Here is a 12620-nt window from a genome sequence, read left to right as displayed (position 1 = left end):
TTTGTCTCAAAAATGATAGCAAATTACATAAATTGCGCAAAGATATGAAGCATTTTTGAGCATTAAATCACATTTTATTCATCGGTATAATCTTTACAATTCAACAAATTACTTGATCAAAATTGATCTTTCAAAACAGTTCTACGTCATCCAAATGATCATTATCACCAGGTTCAGTTGCTCCGAGTATAAGATCTTCATAGCACTCGATTCGATTCCTACCGTGTTCTTTTGCACTGTAGAGTGCCACATCAGCATGACCTAAAATTGTCGGCAAATACTCGTGTCTGGAGATAGCACAGACTCCGCAGCTAAACGTCATATTATTTACTTGTGGAAAACGAAATGACTCAATGTGCCTGCGAAATAACTCCAGTTCTTTCAGCACTTGTTTCTTTTCCTGAGGTGGCAGTAGCACGACAAATTCCTCACCACCAAATCGAAACAATTGCTCTGAACCAGAAAAGAAATTCTGTAGCTGCTGAGAAAACATTAATAGCACTTCATCGCCAATCATATGACCATAGGTATCATTGATGCTCTTGAACAAGTCGAGATCAATAATAGCGACCCAGGCATACAAACCGGAATCTTGATTAACGGACAGATTAAAACAATGTGATAGGCGTTCTTCGAGTGTTTTTCGATTGAGCAGCCCGGTCAGCTTATCCCGTTCACTCTCATGCAACACCATCAAATAGTTGCGATATATCTTGGCAAAGCCATCGATCAATAGCTCAAACTTTACAGGGTCAGCCTCGGTTTCAATTTGCAACAATGCCGAGCTCTCTTCAGAAATCGGGATTGGATAACGGCATATATAACTCGACGTTTGTGGTTTTGTAACGTTAAATGCGCTTTCTTTATGATCATGCATGTAACACTGCTCTGGCGCCTGATCGTATGTCCATTGATACTCTTCTTGTTTGCTATTTCTGAATACTTTGGCGACAACAATAGATGTGTTGGATAGGTAATGGGTCAGGCTAATGGACTCAATGGGCATCATTTCAAGTAGAGTTGCAACCAGACAATGGCCAAGAGAGATCGAGTTTCTTTGCTCAGTGATTTCGACAACAGAGTTCAGAATCTTAGCTTCCATCCACCGATCCTAAATAGACTTAGTTCGTTAAATCACATTATAGACGTTAATACTATGGCGTGCGTTTTATTGCATATACTTAAAGCTGAGGGACAATAACCTAACACGAAAAGGAGAAAACTATGTTCCTAGTCAGATTGGTTTACACGAGCACAATAACAAAAGGGATTACAGATTCCGATATTCAGAATATTCTTGATGTGGCGAGAAAAAACAACTCTCTGGTTGACGTAACAGGTTTGCTTCTATTTAACCGTAATTACTTTTTGCAATGCCTCGAAGGTTCGAGAGCTCAAGTCAATAAAATTTACCACCAGATTCTAAACGACCCAAGGCATGAAAACATATTGCTGCTAGATTATTCAGAAGTTGCTGAACGCGAATTTAGTGACTGGAGCATGGGTTATATTCCCGAGATGAACTCTACTATGCCTGTGAATCTCAAATACTCCACTAGTTCAAAGTTCGATCCTTACAATATGTCTGGTCATAGTGCACATAAACTTCTGCTCAACTTGCGTAATGTAGTCACCATTGTCTGATGAAAAACATTAAAAAAAGCAGCCTTTACGGCTGCTCTTTTTAATCTCGATGTCCGAGTTTAACGTTACCTTCGGAGTCGAACCACAAGGCTTCTTTTCGTCTTCGACCAATTAGAATTGGGCCATCATCGTAAAACAAAAAGTTCTTCCAGTGCTTCTTAAATACACTCCATTTGGTTTCAATAACATTGTATTTTTCATAACAAAAATAAACAGTTACGTCATCTTGCCAATCGATAAACTCAGCTACTCCCTCAGGCAACGCCTCTTCATCAGCTTCCCAGGCAGCCATCCAATCCAAACTCTCTTTCCAATTAGAGTCTTTCATTGGCCAGTCACCTGAACTCAAGCGTTCTGCATCTGGGCTTTGAGCACTGATGTTCTCTTTCCAAAGATGCGCCGCTCTGGCCTGAGTCATTGGCTTTATCTGTGCTAAATCCTGCTCAGGAACAGGCATAGACTGGTGAGTGAAAATCCATTTTCTTTGGTATTCATCCAAAGTGAGATACGACATTCATTTTCCTCGTTATGGCATCTTCAGGCTTTTAGCCATCCTTTCTGGGTTGCTTCTTCAATCACTTGTTGAGCCTTATCCCACAAAGCTTGTGAGCCATATTCTATTTTTCTATTCACCGTCAGAGCTTGCTCACGAGTCACTCCGTGCTCCTGCCAACTCTGACCGTTGTTGTGATAATTAAGCAACATAGGAATGATCCTATCAAGTGCTTTACCAAATTTGGCGTCTGCCGATTCTGCTCGCTCAAACTCTAGCCATAACTCAAGCAGCTCTTTTCCCTGCTCTTCAGGCAACATCGCGAATAATCGCTGAGCAGCAGCAAGCTCTTTTTCTTCTTGTACTGCTGACGCGGCAACATCGTAAACAAAGGTGTCGCCAGCGTCGATTTCGACAATATCATGCAGTAACAACATCTTAACGACACGAGCAATATCCACCGGCTCATTGGCGTGTTCTTCCATGAGAATCGCCATTAGAGCAACATGCCAACTGTGCTCTGCACTGTTTTCAAGACGGCCATCAGCACTTTTGACTCGAGTGCGTCTCAAAACAGATTTCAGTTGATCCAGCTCCATCAATAAAGCCAGTTGTTGCTCTAATTTACTCATGCTTAACTCTCTTTCCAGTTGGGGTTAATCAGTGATGTCAGGTTATGGTCTTCCCAGCGGCCATCAATCAGTAAATAGTCCTCTGCAAACCCTTCTTGCTTGAACCCTAAACGATTCAATACCGCCTCACTGCGTTGATTGCGTGGCATGTAGCCCGCCATAATCCGATGAATATTCTGGATGCTAAACATGTAGTTCACGGCCATCTTCAATGCCCGTGTCATCACGCCCCTTCCCTGCGCATTCTCACCAAGCGAATAGCCAAGATTACATGCATGAAACGGAAATCTCGAAATGTTGCTAAAGGAGACGGTCCCTAACATCTCTCCCGACTCTCTATCAATAATGATCAGGTAGTAACCTAAACCCATACGATGCAACTCATTGAGCTTGATCAAACGCTGCGTCCAACCTGATTCAGAGAAGAAGGCGTCTTCGCGTCGTGGCTCCCATTGTTTCAGATGCGCACGATTGGCAATGAAGTAGTCAGAGATGAGCTGGCCGTCTGTTGGTTCTGCAGTGCGCAGGATGATATCCCCATCCTGCTCAAACACTTGCTGAGGAGTACTGAGTCGTTCCATTTAGTTTTTTCTTATTCCGTATTCACGTAGCTTGTTAGCCACGGAGGTATGAGAAACATTAAGGCGTTTTGCTAACTTACGGCTGGATGGGAAAGACTGATAAAGTCGCTCCAAAACCTGCGACTCATAGTCTTTCATGATTTCATCCAACGAACCGTCGAGGTTAATTGTCGGGCCTGTCGAAGCTGGGCTTTCTAGTTGAGGCAGGTGGAACAAGTCGATCGTTAAGGTATCTGAATCCAGCTCAGTCAACGCGCGGAGCACCATATTTTCTAGCTGACGCATGTTACCCGGCCATTGGTAATTCACCAGTTGATCAACCAGTGTTTCTTCCAGCTCAGGTTTCATGATGCCTAACTGCTTAACGTATTTAACAACAAATAGATCCAGCAGCGGGCCTATATCGTTAGAACGTTCGCGCAGTGCCGGAATATTGAGTGTCAGTACGTTGAGGCGGTAGAAAAGATCTTCTCGGAAGGATTTCGACTCTGCCAAATCGGCTAGATTATGGCGCGTTGAAGCAATCACGCGTACATCAACATGGATCTCCTGCTCAGCACCTACGCGACGGAAAGTACCATCTTGTAACAGGCGCAGTAATTTGATTTGCAGGTGCGGGCTCATTTCGCCAATTTCATCTAAAAAGACGGTACCACCATCTGCTTGTTCAAAAATACCTTTATGGCCTTGCTCATGATTGAATGAACCGGGAGCATGACCAAACAGTTCTGTCTCCGCTACATCATCTGGCATGGATGCACAGCTCAAGACTAAGAACGGAGCGGCAGCTCGGTGAGAACGATTATGACACGCTCTGGCGAGCATTTCTTTACCCGTACCTGTTTCACCCTGAATCAGCAGTGGCTGCTCAAGCATCGACAGCTTCTTAGCTTGGCTCATCAGTGCCTTGTGTCGATTAGACACACCGACAAAGTGTTCAAAACCAAGGTTATTGTGTAAAGGTAATGAATCTTCTAACGCCGACTTTTCTTGAGATGAGCGGATGATCATTACCGTACTGGCGAGAATCGATTCGTTGGATTCATCAGTAATATAGACCGGCATGATCTCCATGATGTAATCGAGACCACTGATAACGATATTTTCCCGCTGACGGGTAATTTTGCCTTCCACCCATTTGGAGAAGTTGAAGCTTGGTAGCAAGGTGCCTATCTGGTGACCAATCATCTCTTCTTCTTCGCAGCTGAACAGGCTTAGCGCTGCATGGTTAGCCATGTCAACATTACCTTTCAGATCGATGGCCAATACTGGCTCGGGAAGATTGTTCAACAGGGAGATGAGTTCGGTGTTATGCCTTTCCATCGGCATAAATTGAATTTTTCTTACGTCTCTTACACCTGATATACGACGTATCTCTGCCATGAGTTCACTGAAAGTATCGAAGTCAATATCTGGGCAATTCAGGTAGATAATGCCCGTAATGTCGATTTCGATCCCTCGCAAATCAATATTTTTAGAAGCCAGAATATCGAGCAGCTCACGAGTAAGCCCCAATCTGTCTTCACATGTCACTTCTAAACGCACTGATTAAATCCCTAGTCTGAGGTGTCAGGAAAAGTTGACAGTAGTTTCCCTTAAGCCTAGATCCTCGTCAAGCAAACCGACATTACTTGCTTCACATTCGCACTATTTGATTGTTATAGAGGCGATTTTTTCTACAATCTGTTTTCGAACCGCACCCAATTTCACCTTTCTATCTGGGTGCCAAGGTATTGGTCTTAACAATGCCATCGCTTTGACCCCAAGCCTTGCGGTCAGTATGCCAACACCCAGCCCTTGCCCTGCTCTGGCGGAGACTTTTCCTGCTAGATCCATAGACATCAGATCCATGCTGGCATCTATCGCTATTTCACTGGCACCTGCAGCCGCCATATTGATCAACGTCGCTTTGAGCAGCTTCAACCTAGACCAGTATCCAAGCTCTACACCGTAAACATCGGCAAGACTGTCGATCATTTTGAAATTGCGCCATGCCACCAGCAGCATGTCTGCAATAGCCAGTGGGCTTATTGCCACCAAAGCGGCTGATTCCGTTGCATGCTGCGTAACGATTTTGGTTGCTTTTTTGTCCTGTTCACTCACCACCATCGCGTCATACATGTCGAGCACTTCGGCGTCGCTGTGAGAGGCATTCACACTGTGTGTCCAACGATCATAACTTGGTGATTCTGTCTTAATGCCACTTTGCTTCGCGATAGATTCGCAAAACGCTTTACCTTGCCCAACGCTGTTTGCTTCTATCAAGGCTTCACTCTGCTCTTGAATAGAAAAGTGACGACGTAACGTTCTAAGCTTCCATAGCTCCTTTCCAATTGCCCCGACTCCTAACGCAGCCAACGTTGACATAAAACCAGCCCAGCCAAGCGCTAGCCAATCAGAACTTTGAACAGACGTAATAATACTGTCTATGGCTTGCCAACCAACCAAGCCAGAAAACGCCGTAAGTAACCCGCTCGCTAACCATCGGCGCCCTGTTTTAGGTCGAATCACCTGCTCCAGCTTTTCTTCAGCCTCGCTTTGCGTTTCTTCTGAGTTGATTGCCGTTGGTATAAAGGTTTCTTGTTCTTCAAACTGCATTTGGGAGGTCAAGTCCGGGTCGCTCCCCATAGGCTCTTGCTCCAATGTTTGAGTGAAGACTTGTTTTTGCTTTAGCTTTGCATCTTGAGAATCGGTCATTTCAGCTTGTCTCCAATCAGGTATTCCAGCGCTTTATCAATACGAATATGGGGCAGAGGATCATCTATCGAGCTAGGGAGTGGCCGGAAAGCAGTAAATTCGAACCCTTCGTTTTGCCAGAAACTCTTCTGAGGCAGTTTTTTTGGAACTTCGCCAGGAAAGATTGTCATTGGTTGTTCATCAAGGGTTATACCCTGAATAGCGGGAACTGATTCGGTACCACGATTGATGAAACCTGTTTTAGTTGCCTGAATAGACGCCATGGAGATACAACTCATTTCGATGTTTTCATAAGAGGCTGTCTGCCAAGCGGGATGCACCATCTGCTGCAATAAAGAAACTAGGTTTGGATGCTGCTCTGGCGTCACATGATCGGCTTTAGTCGCTGCAAACAATATCTTATCGATTCTCGGGGCAAACAATCTCTTTAACATATTGCTTCTGCCATAGCGGAAGCTGTGCATGATCTGTTCAATCGCATGGCGCATATCATGAAAAGACTCGTAACCGGCGTTCAAGGGCTGTAGACAATCAACTAAGACGATCTGGCGGTCAAAGGTCGAAAAATGATGCTTGTAGAAGGCTTTCACGACTTTTTGCTGATACTCCTGATACCGCGCTTTTAGCATGGCTAAATTGGAGTCTTTGCTGGCTTTGCTCTCTTCATCAAAGCGGCAAGGAAAAAACTGCAAGACTGGCGCGCCTTCTAGCTCACCAGGTAAGACAAACCTGCCCGGCTGAACCCAATGCAGCCCAGTATCCTTACAATCATGTAAATACTGGGTGTAGCTTTGCGCGATCGCCTCAAGCTCTCTTTCGTTGACGTCATCTGCTAGGTTTAGTTGTTCAAGTTTGGCTAACCACTCTTTTGCCAACTCTCCACGCTGACCTTTAAGAGCCGCGAATTGCGTCTGTGACCACTCATGAAAACTCATATCCAATAAAGGGAGATCCAGTAACCATTCACCGGGATAGTCAATGATATCGATGTGCAGCGTTGATGTGCTGCCAAACAACTTTTTGGACTTTCTCGTCGGCTTGTATTTCACTGCAAGACGAATTTCACTCACATCGCGAGTAGGCTCGGGCCATTTTGGTGGCTGCGTGAACACATGCTCCATCGCTTCATCGTAGGCAAAACGTGGCACCATCATATTGGCTTGGGGTTCACGCTTCGCACCCACTAGGCGCTTATCGCGTGCTGAAACCAGTAAAGGAAGATTGTCGTGAGTGGAAGTGTGCAACAACTGATTCACCAAGGAGCTGATAAACGCCGTTTTCCCCGCACTAGATAAACCAGTCACCGCGACACGCACATGAGAATCGACGCTGCGGTTAATAAAATCATTCACTTCCTGAGTAATACTCTTCATTTACTGTCTCTTTGTTTTGAACACGAGATTATCCTAACCATTGTAATCTTAATGAAAGATGAATAAAAAAGCCTCCGATATAAATCAGAGGCTTAGTATGTCACTTGGGTATCACATATTGCATTGTGTCTAGTCGTCTTCAATCAGCTTGTAGATGACAAACAACGCAATCTCCAGCAATACAAACAAAGCACAGGTGATCATTACGTACTTTTGATTAAAGATGCTGATGCCGTGAAGGACAATATCGTAGCCGATGAAAACACCTACAACCACGGCAATGATTAGCTGTAAGATTTGAATAAATCGAGGCATGAATGCTCCTGAAGTTCTTCAATGCAGAGAACAGTATATAAAAAAAGGCGCGGCCTCTGCCGCACCTTCATCAAATATTTGCTATGTAATTCAGCCGTTTCTCACAAAGATCAGGCTTGAGATTCCATTTCCTGAATTTTCACTTTCCAAGTATCAGGACCAATCTGGTGAGCATTAGCACCAGTTGAATCTACAGCAACGGTCACTGGCATGTCTTCGACTTCAAACTCATAAATCGCTTCCATACCTAGGTCTTCAAACGCCACAACGCGTGCTTTCTTGATCGCTTTTGCCACAAGGTAAGCCGCACCGCCAACTGCCATCAGATAAACCGCTTTATGCTTTTTGATCGACTCTACCGTCGCAGGACCGCGCTCTGCTTTACCAATCATGCCCATAATGCCTGTTTCTTCAAGCATCATATCGGTGAACTTGTCCATACGAGTTGATGTAGTCGGGCCTGCCGGACCAACCGCTTCGTCACCAACTGCATCAACAGGGCCTACGTAATAGATAAACTTCCCTTTAAAGTCGACACCTTCAGGCAGCCCTTCACCACTTTCTAGCATGCCCTGAATACGTTTATGAGCAGCATCACGACCTGTCAGGATTTTACCAGACAGCAGAACGGTTTCGCCGGTCTTCCACTGTTCTACATCTGCCTGAGTCACCTCTTCAAGGTTCACGCGACGAGTGTTTGCTCCCGCTTCCCAAGTGATATCTGGCCACTCTTCAAGTTTAGGTGGTGTAAGATCCGCAGGACCTGAGCCATCCAATGTGAAGTGAACGTGTCTTGTCGCCGCACAGTTTGGAATCAAGCACACTGGCTTAGAAGCAGCATGTGTTGGCGCTGTTTTGATCTTCACATCTACCACGGTAGTTAAACCGCCAAGGCCCTGTGCACCGATACCAAGTTTATTGACACGGTTGAAAATATCTAGACGTAACTCTTCTTCAGCGTTTTCTGGACCACGTTCGATCAACTCTTGAATATCAATGTGTTCCATTAGAGATTCTTTTGCCAGTACCGCTGCTTTTTCCGCAGTACCGCCAATACCTATACCCAGCATGCCCGGTGGACACCAACCTGCGCCCATCGTTGGCAAGGTTTTTTCTACCCACTCTGCAATATCATCTGATGGGTTAAGCATTACCATCTTAGTTTTGTTTTCCGAACCACCGCCTTTGGCTGCAATTTGGATTTCAACCGTATTGCCCGGTACCATATTGATGTGTACAACCGCCGGCGTATTGTCTTTCGTGTTAATACGCTTGCCCGCAGGGTCAAGAAGTACTGATGCACGTAGCGGGTTGTCAGGGTTGGTGTATGCCTGACGTACACCTTCATCGACCATCTGTTGTACCGTCATATCGGTCGAGTCCCATTGAACTTGCATACCGATGTTAACAAAACAGGTCACGATACCAGTGTCCTGACAGATCGGTCGGTGACCTTCTGCAGACATACGGGAGTTAATCAGAATCTGTGCCATAGCGTCTTTAGCCGCCTGACTTTCTTCTTTGTGATAGGCTTTTTCCAGGGCTTGAACAAAGTCCAGAGGGTGATAGTACGAAATGTACTGAAGTGCATCAGCGACACTGCTGATCACATCTTGCTTGCGAATTACCGTCATTGCATGCCTCGTTATAGTTATGCTTCCTTTATACCGCTATCAAAACGTTTGCTTATATAAGCAAGTTTAGAAGACTGACATCACCTTTTTATTATAAAACGTCAATGTAGCGGCGATAGTTCGCAATATGATACTCTTGGTTTCCCTCTCTTGCCATGCAGTGAACGAACTCTTTGTCACAAATTAAACAAATGAATAACAACGCGCCAAATTGCTTAGAAATCAAGCCGATTAACTATCACCCAGAGCTATCCAAGCAGCTTTTTAGCCCCATAGAATCTAAGCCTTGGGCAATGTTGTTACGTTCCGCATCAGAGAGCCATGTCGACAGCCGATTTGACATCTTGGTTGCTAATCCATTGGTAACATTGACCACATCGGGCAACACCACTCGAGTTGTCACTCCACAAGAGACTTTTGACTCTGACAGTGATCCTTTTACCTTGCTCGAACAGCAGCAAACTCAGTGGTTACCAGAGCAAAGCTATTCTGGCGAACTTCCATTTGTGGGAGGAGCGCTAGGTTACTTTGCTTACGATCTTGGCCGACGTGTCGAGCGATTACCTCAAATTGCACAACAAGACCTAACAACTCCTGACATGGCTGTTGGTCTGTATCAATGGGCAGTGATCGTTGATCACAAGCGACAGCAGGCATTTGTCGTAGGCGAAGAGGTAGAGCGCCACTACGATTGGTTGGTTTCTCAGTCTCTTCCAACTCAAACCGAGTTTGTTCTACAAAGTACTTGGCAGTCAAACATGACTAAAGGGAGTTACAGCGAAAAGTTTGCCAGCGTACAAGAGTATTTGCGCTCTGGAGATTGCTACCAAATCAACCTTGCCCAGCGCTTTCAGGCAAAGTATTCAGGAAGCGAGTGGCAAGCCTATCAAAAACTGGAATCCTACAATAAAGGGCCATTTTCAGCATTCGTTCGCACTGAACACAGTGCAATCCTCAGTGTCTCACCAGAACGCTTCCTTCAAGTTCATGATAGACAGATTGAAACTAAGCCAATCAAAGGTACTCGCCCACGCCATCTGGATGCTACTCAGGATGCAGCTTCAGCATATGAGCTCGCCCATGCAGATAAAGATCAGGCTGAGAACTTGATGATCGTCGATCTGCTGCGCAATGATGTCGGCAGAGTGGCGAAGCCAGGAAGTGTGCATGTACCTAAGTTGTTTGATATTGAGAGCTTCCCTGCCGTTCACCATTTAGTGAGCACCATTCGGGCAGAGCTGGATTCACCCTACTCTCCTGCTGATCTGTTACGAGCCAGTTTTCCGGGAGGATCCATTACTGGTGCACCCAAAATCCGTGCTATGGAAATCATTGAAGAGTTAGAGCCTCATAGACGCAGCGCCTATTGCGGTAGTATTGGTTATATCAGCCGCCATGGCGCAATGGATACCAGCATTACGATACGCACTCTCATCGCAGAAAATAATCAGATTTATGTCTGGGCTGGAGGCGGTTTAGTCGCAGACAGTGAAAATGACGCTGAGTATCAGGAAACGTTAGACAAGCTGTGTAGAATTCTGCCTGTGCTCGAAAGTTAAGCCCACTTTTCAAGCATCAATCTGAGATCTTTTGCGGTATAAGGTTTGGTTAAAATGTCATCCATACCGCACTGGATACACTTTTCACGTTCTTCAAGTGTCGTTCCTGCAGTCAAGGCAATGATCGGTTGGCTAAATTCTTGCTCTCTAAGATAACTGGTCGCCTCAAAACCATCCATTTCTGGCATTCGGCAATCCATAAAGATTAAGTCGTAACTGCTTCCCGACGCCGCTTTTATGGCTTCTAAGCCATTACTGGCAATATCAGGGGTGATCGATAACTTCTTCAGCATTTGATTAATAATGACTTGGTTCATCCGAATGTCATCCACCACTAAAATAGACAAGCTTTCTAGCGGTTTGGTGACACCACTGTCGGTTTTCTCGATCTTCGACTCTTGAGTGGCAACTTTAAGTGGGATGGATAGTTTAAACTGGGTACCAACACCTGTCTGGCTGGTAAAGCTGATTTCGCCTTTCATCAAATCTATAAGATTTTTACAAATAGCCAGCCCTAGTCCTGTTCCCTCAAAATTACGTTTAGCGGTTCTGTCTGCTTGTACAAAAGGATCGAAAAGAATCGCTTTCGCTCCTTCTGGTATCCCTATTCCCGTATCTTTGACCGAGATATGAAGGTTGTTTTCTTGCCAGAAGACTTCAACCTGTACAGAGCCCGCAGAGGTAAACTTGATTGCATTTCCGACTAGGTTAATCAGAATTTGGCAAATACGATCGAAATCTCCTATCAGAAAATTGGGGACTTCCGGAGCCGAGTGAATTGAAAACTGAATCCCTTTTTCCTGAGCTTTATTCGCAAACACGCCCTGAAGCATGTTCGTTAATTCTTTCCAAGCAAAAGTCGATGGAATAAGCTCCATCATGCCCGCACTGATCTTACTGAAATCAAGAATATCGTTGATGATATGTCTTAAAAAATCCCCCGTATGAGACAGATTTGTTAGCAAAGTACGCTGCTCTTCGTCTAGCGAGGTATCGGCGAGCAATTCAGCGCTACCAAGCAAGCCATTTAGCGGTGTTCTCAACTCATGATTAATCATGGCGACAAACTCTTTTGTCGCTCTTTCCGATTCTTCTGCTCTGGCTCTAGCTTCTTGGGTATTCGTTAACATAATTTGTCGGCTGATGGCGCTGCAAAGCAAATCCGCGACCAAGCGCATCTGACTAACTACAAATTCCTCCTCGATGTCTTGATCTTCTGTGAGTACCGATAACTCTCCCACCACCTTATGATCAATCTCTAACGGAAGAGATACTCTGTCTTCTTCCCAAAATGCATAGGGCTTGATCTCATCTACCTTGTCCCTTTGCGCGTGCCCGAAGCGGCTATCGTGAATCGTTGAAACAATATCGGTCGCTAGAAACAAACCCGATTCGGTCAACGCAGATGAGGAATCGAGTCGTTCAAGAAGATTAGAAAGCAAACCATCATCCAAGGTGCGACTGAGAAAAGCACGTCCAAAATGAATCAGAGTTTCGTTAATTTGCTCCTCGAACGCTAGCTTATGCAAGTCTTTGTGTGTTTGCCTTTTAAGCTGCGTAAGAACCAGTTTTAGGTGTTCATTCGCTTCGTAAAGTTCGAGGCTTTTCTGCTCCAGCAACAACTCAGCTTGCTTGCGTGCAGCAATCTCTCTGGCAAGTTTCCGTTCTAGCGCAGACTCACTACTCATTGAT

12 protein-coding genes are annotated in these 12620 nt (G+C 45.1%); 2 read left to right on the top strand and 10 right to left on the bottom strand.

Going from position 1 to position 12620, the window contains the following annotated elements:
- Positions 1-130: 130 nt before the first annotated feature.
- Entirely contained in the window at positions 131-1102 is a 972-nt protein-coding gene (locus tag FIU99_RS06640; protein WP_006958869.1) for a GGDEF domain-containing protein, read from the bottom strand.
- Between the two features lie 122 nt (positions 1103-1224).
- On the opposite strand from FIU99_RS06640, the gene FIU99_RS06635 reads away from it, so the two are divergent.
- Positions 1225-1644 carry a BLUF domain-containing protein gene (locus FIU99_RS06635; RefSeq protein ID WP_006958871.1) on the top strand — a complete coding sequence of 140 codons (420 nt, stop codon included), beginning with the start codon at positions 1225-1227 and terminating at the stop codon, positions 1642-1644.
- A gap of 40 nt (positions 1645-1684) precedes the next feature.
- Here FIU99_RS06635 and FIU99_RS06630 read toward each other — a convergent pair whose 3' ends face one another.
- From FIU99_RS06630 to FIU99_RS06595, 8 genes are all read right to left on the bottom strand, one after another.
- On the bottom strand, positions 1685-2158 hold the full coding sequence (locus FIU99_RS06630; protein ID WP_152472137.1) for a DUF2947 domain-containing protein: 474 nt from the start codon (positions 2156-2158) through the stop codon (positions 1685-1687).
- A 23-nt stretch (positions 2159-2181) separates the two neighbouring features.
- A complete protein-coding gene (locus tag FIU99_RS06625) occupies positions 2182-2769 on the bottom strand; it encodes an HD domain-containing protein (RefSeq protein WP_006958875.1) in 588 nt (195 codons plus the stop codon).
- A gap of 2 nt (positions 2770-2771) precedes the next feature.
- Positions 2772-3350: a ribosomal protein S5-alanine N-acetyltransferase gene (gene rimJ, locus FIU99_RS06620; RefSeq protein WP_006958877.1), complete on the bottom strand. Its 579-nt coding sequence runs from the start codon at positions 3348-3350 to the stop codon at positions 2772-2774.
- Positions 3351-4895, bottom strand: a complete 1545-nt coding sequence (gene tyrR, locus FIU99_RS06615; protein ID WP_006958879.1) for a transcriptional regulator TyrR — start codon at positions 4893-4895, stop codon at positions 3351-3353. It lies immediately after the preceding gene.
- 102 nt (positions 4896-4997) lie between these two features.
- On the bottom strand, positions 4998-6047 hold the full coding sequence (locus FIU99_RS06610) for a YcjF family protein (RefSeq protein WP_006958881.1): 1050 nt from the start codon (positions 6045-6047) through the stop codon (positions 4998-5000).
- Positions 6044-7420, bottom strand: a complete 1377-nt coding sequence (locus FIU99_RS06605; RefSeq protein ID WP_152472136.1) for a YcjX family protein — start codon at positions 7418-7420, stop codon at positions 6044-6046. Before FIU99_RS06605 ends, FIU99_RS06610 begins: the two co-directional genes overlap by 4 nt.
- Before the next feature lie 129 nt (positions 7421-7549).
- Positions 7550-7735, bottom strand: a complete 186-nt coding sequence (locus FIU99_RS06600; protein ID WP_006958884.1) for a hypothetical protein — start codon at positions 7733-7735, stop codon at positions 7550-7552.
- A gap of 110 nt (positions 7736-7845) precedes the next feature.
- Complete coding sequence (locus FIU99_RS06595) at positions 7846-9369, bottom strand: fumarate hydratase (protein WP_006958887.1); 1524 nt, start codon at positions 9367-9369, stop codon at positions 7846-7848.
- Positions 9370-9560: 191 nt separating this feature from the next.
- Between FIU99_RS06595 and pabB the strand changes: the two genes are divergently transcribed.
- On the top strand, positions 9561-10928 hold the full coding sequence (gene pabB / locus FIU99_RS06590) for an aminodeoxychorismate synthase component 1 (protein WP_039951614.1): 1368 nt from the start codon (positions 9561-9563) through the stop codon (positions 10926-10928).
- On the opposite strand, the gene FIU99_RS06585 is transcribed toward pabB, so the two are convergent.
- Positions 10925-12616: an ATP-binding protein gene (locus FIU99_RS06585; protein ID WP_006958891.1), complete on the bottom strand. Its 1692-nt coding sequence runs from the start codon at positions 12614-12616 to the stop codon at positions 10925-10927. The genes pabB and FIU99_RS06585 overlap by 4 nt on opposite strands.
- Positions 12617-12620: the final 4 nt, after the last annotated feature.

Origin of the sequence: Vibrio sp. THAF64 (assembly GCF_009363455.1) — a bacterium.
Lineage (GTDB): Bacteria > Pseudomonadota > Gammaproteobacteria > Enterobacterales > Vibrionaceae > Vibrio > Vibrio coralliilyticus.
This window is presented reverse-complemented; position numbering and strand designations above follow the sequence as displayed.

Coding starts and splice junctions, on each gene's coding strand:
- FIU99_RS06635 (WP_006958871.1), top strand. CDS start 1,225: ATGTTCCTAGTCAGATTGGTTTACACGAGCACAATAACAAAAGGGATT.
- FIU99_RS06625 (WP_006958875.1), bottom strand. CDS start 2,769: ATGAGTAAATTAGAGCAACAACTGGCTTTATTGATGGAGCTGGATCAA.
- FIU99_RS06610 (WP_006958881.1), bottom strand. CDS start 6,047: ATGACCGATTCTCAAGATGCAAAGCTAAAGCAAAAACAAGTCTTCACT.
- FIU99_RS06630 (WP_152472137.1), bottom strand. CDS start 2,158: ATGTCGTATCTCACTTTGGATGAATACCAAAGAAAATGGATTTTCACT.
- pabB (WP_039951614.1), top strand. CDS start 9,561: ATGAATAACAACGCGCCAAATTGCTTAGAAATCAAGCCGATTAACTAT.
- FIU99_RS06585 (WP_006958891.1), bottom strand. CDS start 12,616: ATGAGTAGTGAGTCTGCGCTAGAACGGAAACTTGCCAGAGAGATTGCT.
- rimJ (WP_006958877.1), bottom strand. CDS start 3,350: ATGGAACGACTCAGTACTCCTCAGCAAGTGTTTGAGCAGGATGGGGAT.
- FIU99_RS06595 (WP_006958887.1), bottom strand. CDS start 9,369: ATGACGGTAATTCGCAAGCAAGATGTGATCAGCAGTGTCGCTGATGCA.
- FIU99_RS06640 (WP_006958869.1), bottom strand. CDS start 1,102: ATGGAAGCTAAGATTCTGAACTCTGTTGTCGAAATCACTGAGCAAAGA.
- FIU99_RS06600 (WP_006958884.1), bottom strand. CDS start 7,735: ATGCCTCGATTTATTCAAATCTTACAGCTAATCATTGCCGTGGTTGTA.
- FIU99_RS06605 (WP_152472136.1), bottom strand. CDS start 7,420: ATGAAGAGTATTACTCAGGAAGTGAATGATTTTATTAACCGCAGCGTC.